The sequence below is a fragment of the Paenarthrobacter nitroguajacolicus genome, assembly GCF_051027655.1.
Classification (GTDB): domain Bacteria; phylum Actinomycetota; class Actinomycetes; order Actinomycetales; family Micrococcaceae; genus Arthrobacter; species Arthrobacter nitroguajacolicus.
Window position 1 is genome coordinate 138898 of sequence record NZ_CP073234.1, and the last position, 22924, is coordinate 161821.

Consider the following 22924-nt stretch of genomic DNA (forward strand, 5'->3'; position numbering starts at 1 on the left):
CTTTCTGCTGTGACTCATTTCGACGACGACGACGACCTCGCCGCCGCCCACGGTTCCGCCGCGGGCTCCAAGCACGGCCACAAAGTGGACCGTCCGCGCATTGAAGCGGCAGTCCGCGAGATTCTCCTGGCGATAGGTGAAGACCCTGACCGCGGAGGCCTCCTGGACACGCCAAAGCGCGTGGCCAAGGCTTACGCCGAGGTCTTCGCAGGGCTGCACCAGCACCCTGCGGATGTCCTCTCCACCACGTTCGACCTCGACCATGAAGAGCTTGTCCTCGTGAAGGACATCCCCTTCTACTCGACATGCGAGCATCACTTGGTGCCGTTCCACGGCGTCGCGCATGTTGGTTACATTCCGTCACATGACGGAAAAGTGACCGGCCTGAGCAAGTTGGCGCGGCTGGTCGATATCTACGCGCGCCGGCCGCAGGTGCAAGAACGCCTCACCACACAGATCGTCGAGGCGCTTGTGAAGCACCTCAACCCCCGCGGTGCGATTGTCGTCGTCGAATGTGAACACATGTGCATGTCCATGCGCGGCATTCGCAAGCCCGGCGCAAAGACCGTCACCAGTGCGGTGCGCGGTCAACTCCATGACCCGGCCACCCGCGCCGAGGCCATGAGCCTCATACTCGGAAGGTAAGCACTATGGACTCCCTCGCTGCAGCACCTGGAACCGGCCCGGCCACAAGCCCGTTGCCGATTCTCCGCAAACCGCGACCCGCTGCCAGGTTCGAGGACCTGCCAACGGACCGCACGCTCGTCATGGGAATCCTCAATGTCACCCCGGATTCCTTCAGCGACGGCGGCACGCACCGGACAGCGGACACCGCCATCGCGCTCGGCCTGCGCATGTTTTACGCAGGCGCAGATATCATCGACGTCGGTGGTGAATCCACCCGTTCGGGCGCTGAACCGGTTTCTCCCGAAGAAGAACAACGCCGCGTCATCCCAGTGATCCAGGCACTGGTAAAGGCCGGTGCGCTGGTCAGTATCGACACGATGCACACGTCCACCGCGGCCGCTGCCATTGAGGCGGGTGCGGCCATCATCAACGATGTCTCCGGCTTGACGATTGAACCGGACATGCCGGAGCTCGTTGCCCGGACCAAGGTTCCGTACATCCTGACGCATCGCCGTGGCGACGCCCTGACCATGGACAGCCTCACGGACTACAACAACGTCTCAGAGGACGTGGTGGCTGAGCTTAGCGGTGTCAGAGACAAGCTCTATGCAGCTGGTGTTGCGCCGGAGCAGATCATCGTTGATCCCGGCATTGGTTTCTCCAAGAACGAGGACCAGAACTGGGAGATCCTCAAGAACCTGGACCAGCTCTTCACGCTGGGCCACAAGGTGATGGTTGCTGCTTCCCGCAAACGGTTCCTCGGTTCCCTCCTGACAGTGGCCGGTAAGTCCGCTGCGCCGTTGGAACGCGACGCAGCCACCGCTGCCATCACCGCTTTGAGCGCCGCTAAGGGCGCCTGGGCTGTCCGCGTTCACGACGTCGGCCCCAGCCTTGACGCCGTCAAGGTCGCCGCCCGCATCTCCCGCTGATTGGATACCGCTGTGGACAGGATCACGCTGACCGGCGTCACCGCCGTCGGCTATCACGGAGTGTTCGATTTCGAGCGCCGTGACGGCCAGCCTTTCGTTGTGGATGCCGTGCTTTACGCGGACTTCACCAAAGCGGCTGAGACGGACGATCTCCAGTACACAGCCCACTACGGTGAAGTGGCCGAACTGATCACCAAGCACATCGAAGGCGAGCCCTTGAACCTCATTGAGGGCCTGGCCGTCAGGATCGCCGAGGGCATCCTCGAGAACTACAACGTGGCCGCGGTCGATGTCACCGTCCACAAGCCCAAGGCACCCATCGAGGTGCCGTTTGGCGACGTCACTGTCAGCGTCCACCGGGAGCGATCATGACGTCCGGCTATACCAAGGCCATTCTGGCTCTTGGCAGCAATCTGGGGGAGCGGAACGACACCCTTTCCACCGCCGTCGCGGACCTGGTGGACCCGCCGGAGGTGCGCCTCCTGGGTGTATCGCCGGTGGTGCAGACCAAGGCCGTGGGCGGCCCGGAGGGCCAACCGGATTTCCTGAACATGGTCATGGCTGTGGAGACCACCTTGACCCCTTTGGAGCTTCTGAAGCATTGTCACGCGGTGGAACAGAAGCATCACCGCACCCGCGAGGTGCGCTGGGGCCCAAGGACGCTTGACGTGGACATCATCGTGTTTGGCGAGGTGCTTAGCGACGATCCTGTTCTGACTATTCCCCATCCGCGGGCAGCTGAGCGAGCTTTCGTGCTTTACCCATGGTCCTTACTGGAGCCGCATGCCACACTGAACGGCCAAAGCGTGGCTGAACTGGCCGCCGTCGCTGCTGACATGCCGGACATCCGGCGCTTCGACGGCTTCGGTGACGTGGCCGGTGTGCCCGCGACGGGGGCAGTGGAGCAGCCATGAAAGCTATGCGCCCCGTAGTTCTGGTGCTCATCGCCGCCATCGCTGCCGTCATCGGATGGTTGGCTACAGTCACTACCAACCGTTTCAGCATGCCCACACCGGTTCTGCCGGTCTCTGCCCTGGTGACCATGGCCGTCATCGCCGTGCTCACGCTCATCATGGGTATCCGTGTGCTGCGTTGGCGCAACGGTAAGAAGAAGAACCTGCTCAATCCGATCCTCGCGGCAAGGACGTTGATTCTTGCCCAGGCCTGCGCCTACGCCGGGACGCTGCTCCTTGGCTGGCATGCGGGGATCGCGGTGGATCTTCTCCGTATTGGTGGTTTGCGCGGCGGCGAGGGCATTCTGTGGAATGCCCTGCTTATGGGCGGCGGCGGTGTGGTGATGGTGGTGGTAGGACTCGTGGTGGAGCGCTTCTGCCGGATCCCGCCGGAGGACCTGGAAGGTGGTACCGCCGGACCGGAAACCCGTCGAGGCGAAACTAAAGGTGAAGGCGAGTATGCATACCGAGGCGATTGATCCTCCCGGCGTACAGTGGCTGAGGGTATCCCCGAAGTACGTCACGGTTCGCTTGGTGGAGTGGGCTATCGGCAACGTAGTGATGCTGGCGGTCCTCAGTTTGCCCCTCATTTTCGTGCTGCTCGGCTGGTGGAGGTGGCCGCCGTTGTGGCTGGCCATCACGGTTCCCGCGGTGATGCTGGTGTTGGCGTTGTGGCGGCTCGTGCTGATTCCACGCCAAGTTCGTGCGATCGGCTACGCCGAGCGCGACGACGACCTCCTCATCCGTCGTGGCATCTTCTTCCAACGGACCATGGTGGTCCCTTACGGCCGAATGCAATATGTGGACGTTGCGGTTGGTCCCGTTGAACGCAGTTTGGGACTGTGCACGCTCAAACTTCACACAGCGTCAGCGGGAACCAACGCGCAGCTGCCTGGCCTTCCCTCAGCAGAGGGGGCACGCTTGCGCGAGCAGCTTTCGGCTCGCGGAGAAGCCAGGTTGGCCGGGCTGTGAGCCTGGAGAACAACGCAACTGAGAGCCTCCCGGGCAAGCCGGAACCAAAGGGCGACGGCGGCTGGAACCGCGTCCACCCCGCGTCACCGTTCGTTCGCGGCTGGGTGGCGCTGGCCGCCGTGGGCTTCTTCTTTGGCCGGGACGCTTTCGAGCGGATGCTGCAGGGCCGGGATTTTCTGGATCCGAACCTCAGCGGCCGGGTGCCGTGGCTCTTGGCCGGCGGTGCTGTGGTGTTGCTGCTGACGGTGGGCGGTTTCATCCTCAGCTGGTACTTCACGCGCTACCAGGTGGCCGAAGGGTATGTCCGCGTCAACACCGGCTTCCTGTTCAAGCAGCAACGTCAAGCCCGTTTGGATCGTGTCCAGGCAATCGACATTGTGCAGCCGCTTTTGGCGCGGATTTTCGGGCTCGCTGAGCTCAAGTTTGAAGTGGCCGACGCCGGCGAGTCGGCAGTGCGGCTCGCTTACCTCCCGCTTGACCAGGCCAAGCAGCTGCGTGCCACCATCCTTGCCCGGGCGGCGGGTGTGGTCAGTGGGCCTGAGACGACAGAGGAAATTCCGGAAGCTCCCGAGCATGTTGTGTTGTCAGTCCCGCCGTCCCGGCTCATCGGTTCCTTGCTGCTGAGCGAGCAGACCATCGGAATCCTGGCCGGCGCCGCCGTGGTGGTTGTTGTCTCCGTTTTCACGCAGAACCAGACACTGTTCCTGGCACTCATCCCGGGCATTCTGGGAATCGGGGCCGCGTATTGGAACTCCTTCAACAAGGGCTACAACTTCACGGCTGCAATCTCGCCGGACGGTATCCGCCTTCGATACGGCCTCCTGGACACTCAGGCGCAGACCTTGCCTCCCGGACGCATCCAAGCGCTCATGGTGACGCAGCCACCTCTGTGGAGGATCTTCGGCTGGTACCGGATACACGTGAATGTTGCGGGTTACGGGGTTTCGGGCAGTACCGAAGGGGCTGCCCGCACCATGTTGCTTCCTGTTGGCATGAAGTCCGATGTCCTGCGGATGATGTCGTTGGTGCTGCCTGATCCGGGAGTTGAGGATCCGGAACGCGTGTTCACCGCTGGGCTGGATGGACTAAGGCCGGCAGGAGCTGGCTCGGCGCCGGGCGATGGCTTCATCACCACTCCCCGCCGCGCACGTTTGTTGGCCCCGCTGGGCTGGCGGCGCAACGGCTTCTTTGCCACCAAGACCGCGCTGCTGATCCGATCCGGCCGCTGGTGGCACACGCTGGTCATGGTTCCGCACCAGCGGACGCAATCCATGGCGCTTCACCAGGGCCCGTGGGCGAGGCGCTTCGGAGTAGCTGATCTTGTCCTCCACACGACGGCAGGTCCGGTATCTCCACGAGTGTTCCAGGCCGGAGTAGAGCAGGCTGTGGACCTCTTCGATCAGCAGGCCGCCCGTGCCCGGGCAGCACGGAAGAGGCAAACCAGCGAACAATGGTTGGCGCAGGTGGCTCCGCAGGCCCCGGAGGTCGCAGCCACGATTCCAGCGCAAGCGGCTCAACCGCAACAACTCGCTGATCCCACACAACCCCAGACTTCACCGCAACAGGAGGACCGCCACGATGGCTAGGCCAGGACGACTCGGCGTCGGTATCATCGGCGCAGGCAAGGTGGGGGCCGTGTTGGGTGCCGCTTTGCGCGCAGCCGAGCACGCCGTCGTCGGGGTTTCTGCTGTATCCGAGGTGAGCCGCGAGCGGGCAGAAAACCTGCTTCCCGGCGTCCCGATCCTGGAGATTCAGGACATCGTGGAGCGCTCCGAGCTCGTTTTGCTTGCCGTCCCGGACGATGCCCTCGGCGAGTTGGTCGCGGGGCTGGCCAAGCTCGGAGCCTGGCAGCCCGGTCAACTGGTGGCGCATACGTCAGGCCGATTCGGCGTCGGGATCCTCAACCCGGTCCGTACGGTCGGTGCGATACCGCTGGCACTTCATCCCGCCATGACCTTCACAGGCATGAGCCTGGATCTGACCCGGCTCATGGACTGCACTTTCGGGGTCACTGCCGATGCTGCCATGCTGCCAATTGCTCAGGCGCTGGTGGTGGAGATGGGCGCAGAGCCGGTGGTGATTGCTGAAGCCGACCGCACCCTCTATCACGCAGGCCTCGCGCACAGTTCAAATCACATGGTCACGCTGGTGGCGCAGGCATCGCAGATGCTGCGGGAGATCGGCGTCGAAACTCCGGAAGCCATGCTTGGTCCGTTGCTGCGCGCGACGCTTGAGAACGCTCTCGCGTCCGGCGAATCCGCGCTGACCGGTCCCGTAGCGCGTGGGGACGTGGGTACGGTTTCCGCGCACGCCCAGGCGCTGAAGGAGTACGACGGCGGCGCAGGCGGGGATGTTCTTGCGGCCTACCAGGCCATGGCGCGGGCCACTGCGCGCAGGGCGGGAAATCGCGGACTGCTGCGCCCTGAACAATTGACCGAGATAGACGAGGCCTTGGGCGCCGAACCCAAAGCGCCGGAAGGAAACTGAACAGCATGGCCATCAAACTCGTGACCACCGCGACCGAACTGCGGGCCGAGAGCGCCAGACTCCTGGCCGCCAAAGGTGGAAGTTCGCAGGGGCTGGTGCCCACCATGGGTGCCCTGCACTCAGGTCACGCGGCACTTGCCCGGACCGCAGTAAAAGAGAACGACGTGGTGGTGGCCACCATCTTCGTGAACCCGCTTCAGTTCGGCGACGCCGTGGACCTGGACCGCTACCCGCGCACGCTCGACGCCGATATGGCACTGCTTGATGCTGAGGGTGTGGACCTGGTTTTCGCGCCGTCCGTGGAGGAGGTTTATCCGGGAGGACAGCCTCTGGTTCGGGTGACGTCAGGGCCGCTCGGCGATAAGTGGGAAGGCGCCTCGCGTCCCGGGCACTTCGACGGCGCACTCACCGTAGTGGCCAAACTGTTGCACTACGGACTACCCGGAGGTGCTTCAGCGGACGGCACGACGGCGGCCTACCGGGCTTACTTCGGGCAGAAGGACGCGCAGCAGTTGGCGTTGGTGAAGCGCATGGTCTCGGACCTGAACTTCCCTGTGGAGATTGTTCCTGTGCCGATCGTTCGTAGCCAGGACGGCTTGGCGCTCTCAAGCCGCAACCGGTTCCTTTCTGACGAGGAGCGCGACGCCGCGTTGGTGTTATCGCGTGCTTTGCGCCTCATTGAATCCCGCGCAAACGCGCACGAACCGCTCGATCTCGATTCCGCTGTGGCGCTTGTGGAGTCCCAGCCGCTGGTGGAACTGGACTATTTCGACGTCGTCGATCCCGTCACGTTGGAGCCGCTCGCTGAGAACTGCAAGGAGACCCCCTTCCGCGGTGAGGGGTTGGCGATCATTGCCGCCAAGGTGGGACCGGTGCGGCTTATCGACAACGCTCCGTTGTTCTCCTAACGTTTGGAATTTTTCTGCTGACGGGAATTGGATGGGCGTTTAGACTGTTTTAGTCTTCACCGGCACAGATCGCCGGACACCAAAACCAAACCTTGGGGAATCCTCATGTCTACCGACGTCACGTCCGACGCCAACGGAAAGCCTGAATCCGGCGCTTCCGGCACTGTCATCTCTGCAGATGCCGCAGCCCCGCAGGCTCCGGTGTCAACGGCCCCCGTCTCGCACGCCCCAGTGTCCGGGAAGATGTCACGCGAATCCGTGACCGTCATTGTCACGCTGCTGGTGGCAACCTTCGTGGTGATCCTCAATGAGACCATCATGAACGTCGCCCTCCAGCGCCTCATGACGGACCTTCAGGTAAGCGCGTCCACTGTGCAGTGGCTGGCCACCGGCTTCATGCTGACCATGGCCGTCGTCATCCCCACCACTGGGTTCATCCTGCAGCGGATGAGCACGCGCGGGGCATTCATGCTTGCCATGGGACTCTTCAGCGGTGGAACGTTGCTGGCCGCATTGGCGCCCGGATTCCTGGTGTTGCTGCTTGCCCGCATCGTCCAAGCAGGTGGTACTGCCATCATGCTGCCCCTGCTGATGACCACCATTCTCACTCTGGTGCCCATGTCCAAGCGCGGTGCCGTCATGGGCAACGTCAGCATCGCCATCTCAGTCGCGCCGGCCATGGGACCCACCGTTTCCGGCATCATCCTGGATCACTTCTCCTGGCGCTTCATGTTCGTGTTCGTGCTGCCGGTTGCCCTGGCCGCTTTCGCCATCGGCGCCAAGTACCTCACCAACGTGGGGGAGCGCGAGAAGACCACTTTGGATGTTCCTTCGGTGATGCTTACCGTGCCCGCGTTTGGTGGCTTGGTTTACGGCCTGAGCCAGATCGGTGGCGCCGAGGCAGGCGTTGTTCCCGTCATCGCACTGGTGGTCGGTGTTCTCTGCCTGGCACTGTTTGTCTTCCGGCAGCTGAAACTTCAGAAGTCCGACGCCCCGCTGCTGGATCTCCGCGCCTTCAAGTTCCGCATGTTCACGGTTTCCACACTGCTGATGGTCGTTGCGATGATGGCACTGTTCGGTGGCGTAATCCTGTTGCCGCTGTACCTCCAGAACACCCTGCACCTTCAGCCTTTGGAAACCGGACTTGCACTGCTTCCGGGTGGTTTGGCCATGGGCTTGCTGGGTCCGGTCATCGGGCGGATCTTCGACAAAGTCGGTCCGCTCCCGCTCACTGTCTCCGGTTCGGTACTCATGGTCCTGACACTGTGGCAGTTCTCGCGTCTGGATGAGGGAAGTGCCCTCGGTTGGGTTATTGCCCTGCACGTCACCCTGAGCCTTGGACTGGCCCTGCTGTTCACGCCGGCATTCACCACTGGCCTCAACCCGCTGCCTCCGCACCTCTACTCCCACGGTTCGGCGATCATCAGCACCGCTCAGCAGGTCGCAGGTGCAGCCGGAACGGCGTTGCTCGTGTCCATCTATGCTGTGATTTCTGCGTCTTCGGGCGAGGTAGCCGGCATGCAGACAGCATTCCTGGCAGCGACCGTCATCGCCGTGGCCGCTGTAGTGCTCGGCGCCATGATGCGCAAGACCGACGGTGCCGGAGGGCACGGGGGCCACTAACCCATCTTTCGACGCTCTCTCATTTCCCTCGGGTTTGAGCTAGACGCTCACTCAGGTCCCTCGGGTTTTAGCTCGACGCTCACTCAGGTCCCTCGGGTTTTAGCTCGACGCTCTCTCACTTTGGTGGGGGAGCGTTGTTGTTTTAAGGGTTCGACGGCGGTAGTTGGTTTTTGGGTTTGGCGGCCGCGGCGTGGTGGCTGGGTTGTGTGACGGGCTTCACTGGGATGTGTTGTTGCTGTTTGTGGGTTTTTTTGGGGTGTTGCGGGCGTGTTTTCCTTGTGTTTGCGGGGTTTTTGAGTGGTGTTGGGGTGGATTTGGTGTGGGGGTTGGGCGCGTGTAAAGTTATTCGAGTCGCCGCCGCTGATGCGGAAAGATAGCGACCGACTCCCTTCAAATTACCGGTTCTGGTAGCGCTTTTGTGTGCTTCTGGTTGGTAGGGGAGGCCCGGGTTCTGGTTTGCTTTGTGCGGCTGGTTCGGGTAAGTTTGAAAAGTTGCTCCGGAGCGATCTTGGCCCCTTGTGTGGGGTTTGGTGGTGCCGGGTGTGTCTGTTGTTTGAGAACTCAATAGTGTGCCAAGTTTGTTGATACCGATTGTTTTTCAATTGGTTGAAATTATGGCTGGATCATTATGCACCCCCGTGTGTGGTGGTCTGGTTTTCAGCTGGTTTCGAATTTTGTGCAGCCGTGTTCGCCGTTATTTCCGGTGGGTGTGGTTGTGTCTGTTTGGTTTTGTTTTACTTCAACGGAGAGTTTGATCCTGGCTCAGGATGAACGCTGGCGGCGTGCTTAACACATGCAAGTCGAACGATGATCCCAGCTTGCTGGGGGATTAGTGGCGAACGGGTGAGTAACACGTGAGTAACCTGCCCTTGACTCTGGGATAAGCCTGGGAAACTGGGTCTAATACCGGATACGACCATCTGGCGCATGTCATGGTGGTGGAAAGCTTTTGTGGTTTTGGATGGACTCGCGGCCTATCAGCTTGTTGGTGGGGTAATGGCCTACCAAGGCGACGACGGGTAGCCGGCCTGAGAGGGTGACCGGCCACACTGGGACTGAGACACGGCCCAGACTCCTACGGGAGGCAGCAGTGGGGAATATTGCACAATGGGCGCAAGCCTGATGCAGCGACGCCGCGTGAGGGATGACGGCCTTCGGGTTGTAAACCTCTTTCAGTAGGGAAGAAGCGAAAGTGACGGTACCTGCAGAAGAAGCGCCGGCTAACTACGTGCCAGCAGCCGCGGTAATACGTAGGGCGCAAGCGTTATCCGGAATTATTGGGCGTAAAGAGCTCGTAGGCGGTTTGTCGCGTCTGCTGTGAAAGACCGGGGCTCAACTCCGGTTCTGCAGTGGGTACGGGCAGACTAGAGTGCAGTAGGGGAGACTGGAATTCCTGGTGTAGCGGTGAAATGCGCAGATATCAGGAGGAACACCGATGGCGAAGGCAGGTCTCTGGGCTGTAACTGACGCTGAGGAGCGAAAGCATGGGGAGCGAACAGGATTAGATACCCTGGTAGTCCATGCCGTAAACGTTGGGCACTAGGTGTGGGGGACATTCCACGTTTTCCGCGCCGTAGCTAACGCATTAAGTGCCCCGCCTGGGGAGTACGGCCGCAAGGCTAAAACTCAAAGGAATTGACGGGGGCCCGCACAAGCGGCGGAGCATGCGGATTAATTCGATGCAACGCGAAGAACCTTACCAAGGCTTGACATGAACCGGAAAGACCTGGAAACAGGTGCCCCGCTTGCGGTCGGTTTACAGGTGGTGCATGGTTGTCGTCAGCTCGTGTCGTGAGATGTTGGGTTAAGTCCCGCAACGAGCGCAACCCTCGTTCTATGTTGCCAGCGCGTTATGGCGGGGACTCATAGGAGACTGCCGGGGTCAACTCGGAGGAAGGTGGGGACGACGTCAAATCATCATGCCCCTTATGTCTTGGGCTTCACGCATGCTACAATGGCCGGTACAAAGGGTTGCGATACTGTGAGGTGGAGCTAATCCCAAAAAGCCGGTCTCAGTTCGGATTGGGGTCTGCAACTCGACCCCATGAAGTCGGAGTCGCTAGTAATCGCAGATCAGCAACGCTGCGGTGAATACGTTCCCGGGCCTTGTACACACCGCCCGTCAAGTCACGAAAGTTGGTAACACCCGAAGCCGGTGGCCTAACCCTTGTGGGGGGAGCCGTCGAAGGTGGGACCGGCGATTGGGACTAAGTCGTAACAAGGTAGCCGTACCGGAAGGTGCGGCTGGATCACCTCCTTTCTAAGGAGCTGCTAACAGCTGGTTGCTGCGCCTGCATGGGTGTGGTGGTGGTTGTCAGTGTTGCCCATTGCGCAGGCGTCTGTTCTGCGGTGGGTGCTCATGGGTGGAATATCAACGAATCAAACTTGTTTGGCATGGCCTTCACTGGTTGTGTCCTGGTGCCAGTACGGCGACCTGTGCCCTTTGTGGGTGTGGTGTTGTTTGGAACGCGTCGGGGCGTGGATTGTGTGGGGTTGTGTTTGGCGCACTGTTGGGTCCTGAGGCAACAGGACCTTTTTGCAGCAATGCATGGGGGCATCTTCTGGTGTTTCTTTTGTTCCTGCTTCCGGTAGCACTGTTCATCGTGCACGGCCCCGCTTTGGTGTGGGTTGTGGTGGGTGGTGGTCTGGTTGACGGGGTTGTTGTTTGAGAACTACATAGTGGACGCGAGCATCTAGAACACGCACGTGGCTGATCGTCTTTACCCTTTTGGGTGGGGTGGTTGGTGTGTGTGTTCTTACAGCAATTTCTTATGAATGAACCTGGCCCTTGTGGTCGTGGTTCTCTCGAGTAAGTTTATTGATCTTGTGTGGTCAAGTTTTTAAGGGCACACGGTGGATGCCTTGGCATTAGGAGCCGAAGAAGGACGTAGGAATCTGCGATAAGCCTGGGGGAGTTGATAACCGAGCGTTGATCCCAGGATGTCCGAATGGGGAAACCCCGCACAACGCTGCAAGGTGATTGTGTGACCCGCATCTGAACACATAGGGTGCGTGGGGGGAACGCGGGGAAGTGAAACATCTCAGTACCCGCAGGAAGAGAAAACAATAGTGATTCCGTTAGTAGTGGCGAGCGAACGCGGATCAGGCTAAACCGTTTCCATGTGTGATAGCCGGCGGGCGTTGCATGGGCGGGGTTGTGGGACTTTCCGTTCTGGTTCTGCCGGACCAGTGAGGTGAGGTGCAGGCATAGGTGAACGGTCTTGAAAGGCCGGCCAGAGAGGGTGTGAGCCCCGTAACCGTAATGTTGTGCACGGCCTGGGGAGTATCCCAAGTAGCACGGGGCCCGAGAAATCCCGTGCGAATCTGTCAGGACCACCTGATAAGCCTAAATACTTCCTAATGACCGATAGCGGACCAGTACCGTGAGGGAAAGGTGAAAAGTACCCCGGGAGGGGAGTGAAACAGTACCTGAAACCGTGTGCTTACAATCCGTCGGAGCAGTCGTGAGTAATCACAAGTAACTGTGACGGCGTGCCTTTTGAAGAATGAGCCTGCGAGTTAGTGTTACGTCGCGAGGTTAACCCGTGTGGGGTAGCCGTAGCGAAAGCGAGTCTGAATAGGGCGAGTGTAGTGGCGTGATCTAGACCCGAAGCGGAGTGATCTACCCATGGCCAGGTTGAAGCGACGGTAAGACGTCGTGGAGGACCGAACCCACTTCAGTTGAAAATGGAGGGGATGAGCTGTGGGTAGGGGTGAAAGGCCAATCAAACTCCGTGATAGCTGGTTCTCCCCGAAATGCATTTAGGTGCAGCGTTGCGTGTTTCTTGCCGGAGGTAGAGCTACTGGATGGCCGATGGGCCCTACAAGGTTACTGACGTCAGCCAAACTCCGAATGCCGGTAAGTCAGAGCGCAGCAGTGAGACTGTGGGGGATAAGCTTCATAGTCGAGAGGGAAACAGCCCAGACCACCAACTAAGGCCCCTAAGCGTGTGCTAAGTGGGAAAGGATGTGGAGTTGCGAAGACAACCAGGAGGTTGGCTTAGAAGCAGCCATCCTTGAAAGAGTGCGTAATAGCTCACTGGTCAAGTGATTCCGCGCCGACAATGTAGCGGGGCTCAAGTACACCGCCGAAGTTGTGGATTTCACATAATGCCCTAGCCTTCGTGGTTCAGGGGTGTGGAGTGGTAGGGGAGCGTCGTGTGGGCAGTGAAGTCGCGGTGGAAACCAGCGGTGGAGCCTACACGAGTGAGAATGCAGGCATGAGTAGCGAAAGACGGGTGAGAAACCCGTCCGCCGAATGATCAAGGGTTCCAGGGTCAAGCTAATCTGCCCTGGGTAAGTCGGGACCTAAGGCGAGGCCGACAGGCGTAGTCGATGGACAACGGGTTGATATTCCCGTACCGGCGAAAAACCGCCCATGCCAAGCGGGGGATACTAACCGCCCGGAGCCTGCCCGCTCACCCTTGTGGTGTTGTGGGTTTTGGCCGAGCGCGGGACCTGATCCCGGGAGGTAAGCGTATTAACAGGTGTGACGCAGGAAGGTAGCCGGGCCGGGCGATGGTTGCCCCGGTCTAAGGATGTAGGGTCAGGGATAGGCAAATCCGTTCCTGTGTGCTTCGAGCACGATCCTGAGATCTGATGGGACCCCCGTATGGGGGGATCCGGTGATCCTATGCTGCCAAGAAAAGCATCGACGCGAGGTTTTAGCCGCCCGTACCCCAAACCGACACAGGTGATCAGGTAGAGAATACCAAGGCGATCGAGAGAATTATGGTTAAGGAACTCGGCAAAATGCCCCCGTAACTTCGGGAGAAGGGGGGCCTGCCCCGTGATGGAGACTTGCTCTCCGTGAGCGGGTGTGGGCCGCAGAGACCAGGGGGAAGCGACTGTTTACTAAAAACACAGGTCCGTGCGAAGTCGCAAGACGATGTATACGGACTGACTCCTGCCCGGTGCTGGAAGGTTAAGAGGACCGGTTAGCCACTTGTGGCGAAGCTGAGAATTTAAGCCCCAGTAAACGGCGGTGGTAACTATAACCATCCTAAGGTAGCGAAATTCCTTGTCGGGTAAGTTCCGACCTGCACGAATGGAGTAACGACTTCCCCGCTGTCTCAACCATAAACTCGGCGAAATTGCAGTACGAGTAAAGATGCTCGTTACGCGCAGCAGGACGGAAAGACCCCGAGACCTTTACTATAGTTTGGTATTGGTGTTCGGAGTGGCTTGTGTAGGATAGGTGGGAGACGTTGAAACCCGGACGCCAGTTCGGGTGGAGTCATCGTTGAAATACCACTCTGGTCACTTTGGACATCTAACTTCGGCCCGTGATCCGGGTCAGGGACAGTGCCTGATGGGTAGTTTAACTGGGGCGGTTGCCTCCTAAAAAGTAACGGAGGCGCCCAAAGGTTCCCTCAGCCTGGTTGGCAATCAGGTGTCGAGTGTAAGTGCACAAGGGAGCTTGACTGTGAGAGAGACATCTCAAGCAGGGACGAAAGTCGGGACTAGTGATCCGGCGGTACATTGTGGAATGGCCGTCGCTCAACGGATAAAAGGTACCTCGGGGATAACAGGCTGATCTTGCCCAAGAGTCCATATCGACGGCATGGTTTGGCACCTCGATGTCGGCTCGTCGCATCCTGGGGCTGGAGTAGGTCCCAAGGGTTGGGCTGTTCGCCCATTAAAGCGGTACGCGAGCTGGGTTTAGAACGTCGTGAGACAGTTCGGTCCCTATCCGCTGCGCGCGCAGGAAATTTGAGAAGGGCTGTCCTTAGTACGAGAGGACCGGGACGGACGAACCTCTGGTGTGTCAGTTGTACTGCCAAGTGCATCGCTGATTAGCTACGTTCGGATGGGATAACCGCTGAAAGCATCTAAGCGGGAAGCTCGCTTCAAGATGAGATTTCCATACACATTATGTGTGAGAGGCCCCCAGCCAGACCACTGGGTTGATAGGCCGGATGTGGAAGCGAGGACTAAAGACTCGTGAAGCTGACCGGTACTAATAGGCCAACAACTTACACCACACAAAACACACTGCACGCGTCCACTATGTGGTTCCCGAACAACAACCCGCTTGTTCCAGGAACCAACAACTAAATAACAACCAAGCACCACAGTTGTAACCACCACAGATTTCCCACCCCGAAAAAACAGCCCACACCAGGCAAAAAACACGGGGACGGGTAACAAGGTTACGGCGGTCATAGCGTGGGGGAAACGCCCGGTCCCATTCCGAACCCGGAAGCTAAGACCCACAGCGCCGATGGTACTGCACCCGGGAGGGTGTGGGAGAGTAGGACACCGCCGGACAACCATTAGGTAGAGACCCCCCAACCCACCACGGGTCGGGGGGTCTCCCGCATTTAACAACCAAACCAAAAACAAAAGCCTCCACCACCACGGAGGCTTCACCCCTTTAACCACCAAACTCACGTTTAACCACCAAACTCACGCCGACACGTGAATCCATCGGCACCCGACCACCCCAGCCTTGCTTGCGGGCGAAACCTGGAGGAACCTCTAGCCCGCCCAAAACGCTGGCCGTGGCGAAGCACCTTTGATATTGGCCACTTCCTGCCGCCTGGTGCTGGCAAAGTCAGACGGTGGCACGGCAGGGTAGATGGGCCAGGATCGTCGTCGTCGAGCGGGACGGAATCAACATCGGGGGGCAGACGTACTGCCCCTGGTCGTCCCGCCGTTTCTTACTGTGCGCCGACTACGTCTTGGTCGAATTAGGCCTTCGCAGCTTTCGCGGCTGCCTTGGCCGCTTGCTTACTGGCACGCACTTTGACCAGGGACTCCGGGTCCACAATGTCGGCGACCGAAAGGTAGGAGCCCGCCTCACCATAATGGCCGGCCGCTTCCCTCCATCCGTCCGCCTGTAGTTCGCACTGTTTGCCTAGCAAAGCCAGGAAGATCTTTGCTTTCTGTTCGCCAAAGCCGGGCAAGGCCATTAGCCGACGGAGTACTTCAGGGCCATCGGGGTTTCCGCTGGTCCAGATAGCGGATGCATCGCCGTCCCATTCCCGATGTACTGTCTCGGCGAGGGCTTGGACCCTGGCGGCCATGGAGCCAGGGAATCTATGGACAGCAGGCCGTTCCTTGAAGACTTCCACGAAGCCCGCGGGATCGTACTCCGCGATCGTGCCGGGTTCGAGGGAACCCAAACGGGTGCGGATCTTCTCAGGACCGGCGAACGCCGACTCCATGGTGACTTGTTGATCCAGCAACATACCCGTCAACAACGCAAAGGCGTCGTTACTGAGCAGCTGGTCCGCGGCGGCATCTCCTGTGATGTGCAGTTCCATGCGTCCCATCCTCCCACCAGACAATGGCTTCGTCATTGGGCGTCCACCCGACGGTGTTTAGTCCGCTACTGCCGGCGCCGCACCTCACCGTTAGTGAGTGGCGTCCGACGGCGGTTGGTGGGGTTTTGGGGGTGTGTGGGGTGGGGTTGGGGGTGGATTTGCGTTGGGGGTGTGGGGCGTGTATTGTTTTCTGAGTCGCCGGGTGCGAAACGGAAAGCCGGAAGGTGTGTACGGTTCGGTAGGCGGCCAAAAATAACTCTTCTTTTCCAATGGCCCTGTTGGGTGCGCTGCTTTTGTGGTGTGCTGTGGGTGATGTTTTGAGGGGTCTGTTGTTTGAGAACTCAATAGTGTGCCAAGTTTGTTGATACCGATTGTTTTTCAATTGGTTGAAATTATGGCTGGATCATTATGCACCCCCGTGTGTGGTGGTCTGGTTTTCAGCTGGTTTCGAATTTTGTGCAGCCGTGTTCGCCGTTATTTCCGGTGGGTGTGGTTGTGTCTGTTTGGTTTTGTTTTACTTCAACGGAGAGTTTGATCCTGGCTCAGGATGAACGCTGGCGGCGTGCTTAACACATGCAAGTCGAACGATGATCCCAGCTTGCTGGGGGATTAGTGGCGAACGGGTGAGTAACACGTGAGTAACCTGCCCTTGACTCTGGGATAAGCCTGGGAAACTGGGTCTAATACCGGATACGACCATCTGGCGCATGTCATGGTGGTGGAAAGCTTTTGTGGTTTTGGATGGACTCGCGGCCTATCAGCTTGTTGGTGGGGTAATGGCCTACCAAGGCGACGACGGGTAGCCGGCCTGAGAGGGTGACCGGCCACACTGGGACTGAGACACGGCCCAGACTCCTACGGGAGGCAGCAGTGGGGAATATTGCACAATGGGCGCAAGCCTGATGCAGCGACGCCGCGTGAGGGATGACGGCCTTCGGGTTGTAAACCTCTTTCAGTAGGGAAGAAGCGAAAGTGACGGTACCTGCAGAAGAAGCGCCGGCTAACTACGTGCCAGCAGCCGCGGTAATACGTAGGGCGCAAGCGTTATCCGGAATTATTGGGCGTAAAGAGCTCGTAGGCGGTTTGTCGCGTCTGCTGTGAAAGACCGGGGCTCAACTCCGGTTCTGCAGTGGGTACGGGCAGACTAGAGTGCAGTAGGGGAGACTGGAATTCCTGGTGTAGCGGTGAAATGCGCAGATATCAGGAGGAACACCGATGGCGAAGGCAGGTCTCTGGGCTGTAACTGACGCTGAGGAGCGAAAGCATGGGGAGCGAACAGGATTAGATACCCTGGTAGTCCATGCCGTAAACGTTGGGCACTAGGTGTGGGGGACATTCCACGTTTTCCGCGCCGTAGCTAACGCATTAAGTGCCCCGCCTGGGGAGTACGGCCGCAAGGCTAAAACTCAAAGGAATTGACGGGGGCCCGCACAAGCGGCGGAGCATGCGGATTAATTCGATGCAACGCGAAGAACCTTACCAAGGCTTGACATGAACCGGAAAGACCTGGAAACAGGTGCCCCGCTTGCGGTCGGTTTACAGGTGGTGCATGGTTGTCGTCAGCTCGTGTCGTGAGATGTTGGGTTAAGTCCCGCAACGAGCGCAACCCTCGTTCTATGTTGCCAGCGCGTTATGGCGGGGACTCATAGGAGACTGCCGGGGTCAACTCGGAGGAAGGTGGGGACGACGTCAAATCATCATGCCCCTTATGTCTTGGGCTTCACGCATGCTACAATGGCCGGTACAAAGGGTTGCGATACTGTGAGGTGGAGCTAATCCCAAAAAGCCGGTCTCAGTTCGGATTGGGGTCTGCAACTCGACCCCATGAAGTCGGAGTCGCTAGTAATCGCAGATCAGCAACGCTGCGGTGAATACGTTCCCGGGCCTTGTACACACCGCCCGTCAAGTCACGAAAGTTGGTAACACCCGAAGCCGGTGGCCTAACCCTTGTGGGGGGAGCCGTCGAAGGTGGGACCGGCGATTGGGACTAAGTCGTAACAAGGTAGCCGTACCGGAAGGTGCGGCTGGATCACCTCCTTTCTAAGGAGCTGCTAACAGCTGGTTGCTGCGCCTGCATGGGTGTGGTGGTGGTTGTCAGTGTTGCCCATTGCGCAGGCGTCTGTTCTGCGGTGGGTGCTCATGGGTGGAATATCAACGAATCAAACTTGTTTGGCATGGCCTTCACTGGTTGTGTCCTGGTGCCAGTACGGCGACCTGTGCCCTTTGTGGGTGTGGTGTTGTTTGGAACGCGTCGGGGCGTGGATTGTGTGGGGTTGTGTTTGGCGCACTGTTGGGTCCTGAGGCAACAGGACCTTTTTGCAGCAATGCATGGGGGCATCTTCTGGTGTTTCTTTTGTTCCTGCTTCCGGTAGCACTGTTCATCGTGCACGGCCCCGCTTTGGTGTGGGTTGTGGTGGGTGGTGGTCTGGTTGACGGGGTTGTTGTTTGAGAACTACATAGTGGACGCGAGCATCTAGAACACGCACGTGGCTGATCGTCTTTACCCTTTTGGGTGGGGTGGTTGGTGTGTGTGTTCTTACAGCAATTTCTTATGAATGAACCTGGCCCTTGTGGTCGTGGTTCTCTCGAGTAAGTTTATTGATCTTGTGTGGTCAAGTTTTTAAGGGCACACGGTGGATGCCTTGGCATTAGGAGCCGAAGAAGGACGTAGGAATCTGCGATAAGCCTGGGGGAGTTGATAACCGAGCGTTGATCCCAGGATGTCCGAATGGGGAAACCCCGCACAACGCTGCAAGGTGATTGTGTGACCCGCATCTGAACACATAGGGTGCGTGGGGGGAACGCGGGGAAGTGAAACATCTCAGTACCCGCAGGAAGAGAAAACAATAGTGATTCCGTTAGTAGTGGCGAGCGAACGCGGATCAGGCTAAACCGTTTCCATGTGTGATAGCCGGCGGGCGTTGCATGGGCGGGGTTGTGGGACTTTCCGTTCTGGTTCTGCCGGACCAGTGAGGTGAGGTGCAGGCATAGGTGAACGGTCTTGAAAGGCCGGCCAGAGAGGGTGTGAGCCCCGTAACCGTAATGTTGTGCACGGCCTGGGGAGTATCCCAAGTAGCACGGGGCCCGAGAAATCCCGTGCGAATCTGTCAGGACCACCTGATAAGCCTAAATACTTCCTAATGACCGATAGCGGACCAGTACCGTGAGGGAAAGGTGAAAAGTACCCCGGGAGGGGAGTGAAACAGTACCTGAAACCGTGTGCTTACAATCCGTCGGAGCAGTCGTGAGTAATCACAAGTAACTGTGACGGCGTGCCTTTTGAAGAATGAGCCTGCGAGTTAGTGTTACGTCGCGAGGTTAACCCGTGTGGGGTAGCCGTAGCGAAAGCGAGTCTGAATAGGGCGAGTGTAGTGGCGTGATCTAGACCCGAAGCGGAGTGATCTACCCATGGCCAGGTTGAAGCGACGGTAAGACGTCGTGGAGGACCGAACCCACTTCAGTTGAAAATGGAGGGGATGAGCTGTGGGTAGGGGTGAAAGGCCAATCAAACTCCGTGATAGCTGGTTCTCCCCGAAATGCATTTAGGTGCAGCGTTGCGTGTTTCTTGCCGGAGGTAGAGCTACTGGATGGCCGATGGGCCCTACAAGGTTACTGACGTCAGCCAAACTCCGAATGCCGGTAAGTCAGAGCGCAGCAGTGAGACTGTGGGGGATAAGCTTCATAGTCGAGAGGGAAACAGCCCAGACCACCAACTAAGGCCCCTAAGCGTGTGCTAAGTGGGAAAGGATGTGGAGTTGCGAAGACAACCAGGAGGTTGGCTTAGAAGCAGCCATCCTTGAAAGAGTGCGTAATAGCTCACTGGTCAAGTGATTCCGCGCCGACAATGTAGCGGGGCTCAAGTACACCGCCGAAGTTGTGGATTTCACATAATGCCCTAGCCTTCGTGGTTCAGGGGTGTGGAGTGGTAGGGGAGCGTCGTGTGGGCAGTGAAGTCGCGGTGGAAACCAGCGGTGGAGCCTACACGAGTGAGAATGCAGGCATGAGTAGCGAAAGACGGGTGAGAAACCCGTCCGCCGAATGATCAAGGGTTCCAGGGTCAAGCTAATCTGCCCTGGGTAAGTCGGGACCTAAGGCGAGGCCGACAGGCGTAGTCGATGGACAACGGGTTGATATTCCCGTACCGGCGAAAAACCGCCCATGCCAAGCGGGGGATACTAACCGCCCGGAGCCTGCCCGCTCACCCTTGTGGTGTTGTGGGTTTTGGCCGAGCGCGGGACCTGATCCCGGGAGGTAAGCGTATTAACAGGTGTGACGCAGGAAGGTAGCCGGGCCGGGCGATGGTTGCCCCGGTCTAAGGATGTAGGGTCAGGGATAGGCAAATCCGTTCCTGTGTGCTTCGAGCACGATCCTGAGATCTGATGGGACCCCCGTATGGGGGGATCCGGTGATCCTATGCTGCCAAGAAAAGCATCGACGCGAGGTTTTAGCCGCCCGTACCCCAAACCGACACAGGTGATCAGGTAGAGAATACCAAGGCGATCGAGAGAATTATGGTTAAGGAACTCGGCAAAATGCCCCCGTAACTTCGGGAGAAGGGGGGCCTGCCCCGTGATGGAGACTTGCTCTCCGTGAGCGGGTGTGGGCCGCAGAGACCAGGGGGAAGCGACTGTTTACTAAAAACACAGGTCCGTGCGAAGTCGCAAGACGATGTATACGGACTGACTCCTGCCCGGTGCTGGAAGGTTAAGAGGACCGGTTAGCCACTTGTGGCGAAGCTGAGAATTTAAGCCCCAGTAAACGGCGGTGGTAACTATAACCATCCTAAGGTAGCGAAATTCCTTGTCGGGTAAGTTCCGACCTGCACGAATGGAGTAACGACTTCCCCGCTGTCTCAACCATAAACTCGGCGAAATTGCAGTACGAGTAAAGATGCTCGTTACGCGCAGCAGGACGGAAAGACCCCGAGACCTTTACTATAGTTTGGTATTGGTGTTCGGAGTGGCTTGTGTAGGATAGGTGGGAGACGTTGAAACCCGGACGCCAGTTCGGGTGGAGTCATCGTTGAAATACCACTCTGGTCACTTTGGACATCTAACTTCGGCCCGTGATCCGGGTCAGGGACAGTGCCTGATGGGTAGTTTAACTGGGGCGGTTGCCTCCTAAAAAGTAACGGAGGCGCCCAAAGGTTCCCTCAGCCTGGTTGGCAATCAGGTGTCGAGTGTAAGTGCACAAGGGAGCTTGACTGTGAGAGAGACATCTCAAGCAGGGACGAAAGTCGGGACTAGTGATCCGGCGGTACATTGTGGAATGGCCGTCGCTCAACGGATAAAAGGTACCTCGGGGATAACAGGCTGATCTTGCCCAAGAGTCCATATCGACGGCATGGTTTGGCACCTCGATGTCGGCTCGTCGCATCCTGGGGCTGGAGTAGGTCCCAAGGGTTGGGCTGTTCGCCCATTAAAGCGGTACGCGAGCTGGGTTTAGAACGTCGTGAGACAGTTCGGTCCCTATCCGCTGCGCGCGCAGGAAATTTGAGAAGGGCTGTCCTTAGTACGAGAGGACCGGGACGGACGAACCTCTGGTGTGTCAGTTGTACTGCCAAGTGCATCGCTGATTAGCTACGTTCGGATGGGATAACCGCTGAAAGCATCTAAGCGGGAAGCTCGCTTCAAGATGAGATTTCCATACACATTATGTGTGAGAGGCCCCCAGCCAGACCACTGGGTTGATAGGCCGGATGTGGAAGCGAGGACTAAAGACTCGTGAAGCTGACCGGTACTAATAGGCCAACAACTTACACCACACAAAACACACTGCACGCGTCCACTATGTGGTTCCCGAACAACAACCCGCTTGTTCCAGGAACCAACAACTAAATAACAACCAAGCACCACAGTTGTAACCACCACAGATTTCCCACCCCGAAAAAACAGCCCACACCAGGCAAAAAACACGGGGACGGGTAACAAGGTTACGGCGGTCATAGCGTGGGGGAAACGCCCGGTCCCATTCCGAACCCGGAAGCTAAGACCCACAGCGCCGATGGTACTGCACCCGGGAGGGTGTGGGAGAGTAGGACACCGCCGGACAACCATTAGGTAGAGACCCCCCAACCCACCACGGGTCGGGGGGTCTCCCGCATTTAACAACCAAACCCACACCGCACGCTGACGGCGGGAACGGAACAAACTACGGAGTGGGGCTGCCACCGTTGACGTTCAGCGTTTCCCCGATCACGTAGCTGGACTCCGGTGAGGCAAGAAACACATACGCGGGAGCCAATTCTGCGGGCTGGCCGGCGCGGCCCAGGGGAGTGGATTGCCCGAACTCCGGTAGCGCTTCCTTGGGCTGGCCGCTGCTGACTTGCAGGGGAGTCCAAATGGGGCCGGGTGCCACGGCATTGACCCGGATGCCCTTGGGCGCGAGCTGCTGCGCGAGTCCCTTGGTGAAGTTGTTGATGCTGGCCTTGGTGGTGGCATAGTCCACGAGGGTAGGCGACGGGTTGTACGCCTGAATGGACGTGGTGTTGATGATGGTCGAGCCAGCGGGGAGGTGCGGAAGGGCAGCCTTCGTCAGCCAGAACATGGCGTACACGTTGGTCTTCTGCGTGTGGTCGAACTGTTCGTCGGTGATCTCGGCCAGGTCTTCCTGAGCTACCTGTTTGCCGGCGTTGTTGACCAGGATGTCCACTCCGCCGAGGACTGCAATAGCGGTATCCACCACTTCCTGGCATGTGGCGGAGTCCTTGAGGTCTCCGGGCACTCTTACGGCCTTGCGGCCCGCTGCTTCGATGATGCCGGCAATTCTTGCTGCATCTTCTTCCTCTTCGGGCAGGTATGAAAGGACAACGTCTGCGCCTTCCCGGGCAAAGGCGATGGCCGTGGCCGCGCCGATTCCCGAGTCCGCTCCGGTGACGATCGCCTTGCGGCCTTCCAGCCGCCCTGTCCCCCGATAGCTCTCTTCACCCAGGTCCGCCTTGGGCGTCAGTTCAGCATCGAGGCCCGGCTCGGGCTGGTGTTGTTTGGGCGGTGAAATCTGTTCGTAGGCGGTGACCGGGTTTCGGAACGTGTACTGATCAGTCATGGTGGTCCTCCTGTTGCCGAGGTCTGGAACACGAAAGGGTGGTGCCGGGAAACTGAACCGGACACAGCACCCGCCCCTCAAAAGGTAAGGGGGCTTATGATTTACAGCCTAAA

General features: G+C 58.8%; 12 protein-coding genes and 6 rRNA genes. 16 read left to right on the forward strand and 2 right to left on the reverse strand.

The annotated features are described in order from the left end of the window. Window positions 1–9: 9 nt before the first annotated feature. From folE to rrf (KCX59_RS00755), 13 genes are all read left to right on the forward strand, one after another. Window positions 10–645, forward strand: coding sequence for a GTP cyclohydrolase I FolE (folE, locus tag KCX59_RS00695; RefSeq protein WP_026005412.1), 636 nt, complete (start codon window positions 10–12; stop codon window positions 643–645). Window positions 646–650: 5 nt separating this feature from the next. Further along, window positions 651–1556 (forward strand): dihydropteroate synthase, encoded by a 906-nt coding sequence (folP, locus tag KCX59_RS00700; RefSeq protein WP_178994801.1) that lies wholly within the window; start codon window positions 651–653, stop codon window positions 1554–1556. 12 nt (window positions 1557–1568) lie between these two features. Beyond that, window positions 1569–1928, forward strand: coding sequence for a dihydroneopterin aldolase (folB, locus tag KCX59_RS00705; protein ID WP_054808667.1), 360 nt, complete (start codon window positions 1569–1571; stop codon window positions 1926–1928). Further along, on the forward strand, window positions 1925–2470 hold the full coding sequence (gene folK, locus KCX59_RS00710; protein ID WP_091464525.1) for a 2-amino-4-hydroxy-6-hydroxymethyldihydropteridine diphosphokinase: 546 nt from the start codon (window positions 1925–1927) through the stop codon (window positions 2468–2470). The genes folB and folK overlap by 4 nt, the downstream gene beginning before the upstream one ends. After that, window positions 2467–2988 carry a DUF3180 domain-containing protein gene (locus tag KCX59_RS00715; RefSeq protein WP_091464527.1) on the forward strand — a complete coding sequence of 174 codons (522 nt, stop codon included), beginning with the start codon at window positions 2467–2469 and terminating at the stop codon, window positions 2986–2988. The genes folK and KCX59_RS00715 overlap by 4 nt, the downstream gene beginning before the upstream one ends. Further along, on the forward strand, window positions 2969–3481 hold the full coding sequence (locus tag KCX59_RS00720) for a PH domain-containing protein (RefSeq protein WP_091464529.1): 513 nt from the start codon (window positions 2969–2971) through the stop codon (window positions 3479–3481). The genes KCX59_RS00715 and KCX59_RS00720 overlap by 20 nt, the downstream gene beginning before the upstream one ends. Beyond that, window positions 3478–5067, forward strand: coding sequence for a PH domain-containing protein (locus KCX59_RS00725; protein ID WP_179018095.1), 1590 nt, complete (start codon window positions 3478–3480; stop codon window positions 5065–5067). The genes KCX59_RS00720 and KCX59_RS00725 overlap by 4 nt, the downstream gene beginning before the upstream one ends. Beyond that, window positions 5060–5968, forward strand: a complete 909-nt coding sequence (locus tag KCX59_RS00730) for a Rossmann-like and DUF2520 domain-containing protein (RefSeq protein ID WP_179018096.1) — start codon at window positions 5060–5062, stop codon at window positions 5966–5968. The genes KCX59_RS00725 and KCX59_RS00730 overlap by 8 nt, the downstream gene beginning before the upstream one ends. Window positions 5969–5973: 5 nt before the next feature. After that, window positions 5974–6876 (forward strand): pantoate--beta-alanine ligase, encoded by a 903-nt coding sequence (gene panC, locus KCX59_RS00735; protein WP_178994804.1) that lies wholly within the window; start codon window positions 5974–5976, stop codon window positions 6874–6876. Window positions 6877–6981: 105 nt separating this feature from the next. Then, entirely contained in the window at window positions 6982–8499 is a 1518-nt protein-coding gene (locus KCX59_RS00740; RefSeq protein WP_179018097.1) for a DHA2 family efflux MFS transporter permease subunit, read from the forward strand. Between the two features lie 739 nt (window positions 8500–9238). Then, window positions 9239–10759, forward strand: a 16S ribosomal RNA gene (locus tag KCX59_RS00745). A gap of 570 nt (window positions 10760–11329) precedes the next feature. Beyond that, window positions 11330–14483: ribosomal RNA gene (locus KCX59_RS00750) — 23S ribosomal RNA — on the forward strand. A gap of 169 nt (window positions 14484–14652) precedes the next feature. Continuing rightward, a 5S ribosomal RNA gene (gene rrf, locus KCX59_RS00755) occupies window positions 14653–14769 on the forward strand. A 422-nt stretch (window positions 14770–15191) separates the two neighbouring features. Here rrf (KCX59_RS00755) and KCX59_RS00760 read toward each other — a convergent pair. Then, the gene (locus KCX59_RS00760) at window positions 15192–15776 is read right to left on the reverse strand and encodes an HhH-GPD-type base excision DNA repair protein (RefSeq protein WP_178998050.1); all 585 of its coding nucleotides are present in this window, start codon (window positions 15774–15776) and stop codon (window positions 15192–15194) included. A gap of 510 nt (window positions 15777–16286) precedes the next feature. Here KCX59_RS00760 and KCX59_RS00765 point away from each other — a divergent pair. The 3 genes from KCX59_RS00765 (at window position 16287) to rrf (KCX59_RS00775) (ending at window position 21817) form a co-directional block, all read left to right on the forward strand. Then, window positions 16287–17807: ribosomal RNA gene (locus KCX59_RS00765) — 16S ribosomal RNA — on the forward strand. 570 nt (window positions 17808–18377) lie between these two features. Beyond that, window positions 18378–21531: ribosomal RNA gene (locus KCX59_RS00770) — 23S ribosomal RNA — on the forward strand. A gap of 169 nt (window positions 21532–21700) precedes the next feature. Continuing rightward, window positions 21701–21817 (forward strand): 5S ribosomal RNA (gene rrf, locus KCX59_RS00775). The 16S, 23S and 5S rRNA genes sit together here, the layout of an rRNA operon. A 100-nt stretch (window positions 21818–21917) precedes the next feature. On the opposite strand, the gene KCX59_RS00780 is transcribed toward rrf (KCX59_RS00775), so the two are convergent. Further along, a complete protein-coding gene (locus tag KCX59_RS00780; protein WP_179017419.1) occupies window positions 21918–22811 on the reverse strand; it encodes a glucose 1-dehydrogenase in 894 nt (297 codons plus the stop codon). Window positions 22812–22924: the final 113 nt, after the last annotated feature.

Coding starts and splice junctions, on each gene's coding strand:
- folK (WP_091464525.1), top strand. CDS start 1,925: ATGACGTCCGGCTATACCAAGGCCATTCTGGCTCTTGGCAGCAATCTG.
- KCX59_RS00760 (WP_178998050.1), bottom strand. CDS start 15,776: ATGGGACGCATGGAACTGCACATCACAGGAGATGCCGCCGCGGACCAG.
- KCX59_RS00780 (WP_179017419.1), bottom strand. CDS start 22,811: ATGACTGATCAGTACACGTTCCGAAACCCGGTCACCGCCTACGAACAG.
- KCX59_RS00715 (WP_091464527.1), top strand. CDS start 2,467: ATGAAAGCTATGCGCCCCGTAGTTCTGGTGCTCATCGCCGCCATCGCT.
- KCX59_RS00730 (WP_179018096.1), top strand. CDS start 5,060: ATGGCTAGGCCAGGACGACTCGGCGTCGGTATCATCGGCGCAGGCAAG.
- panC (WP_178994804.1), top strand. CDS start 5,974: ATGGCCATCAAACTCGTGACCACCGCGACCGAACTGCGGGCCGAGAGC.
- folP (WP_178994801.1), top strand. CDS start 651: ATGGACTCCCTCGCTGCAGCACCTGGAACCGGCCCGGCCACAAGCCCG.
- KCX59_RS00720 (WP_091464529.1), top strand. CDS start 2,969: ATGCATACCGAGGCGATTGATCCTCCCGGCGTACAGTGGCTGAGGGTA.
- KCX59_RS00740 (WP_179018097.1), top strand. CDS start 6,982: ATGTCTACCGACGTCACGTCCGACGCCAACGGAAAGCCTGAATCCGGC.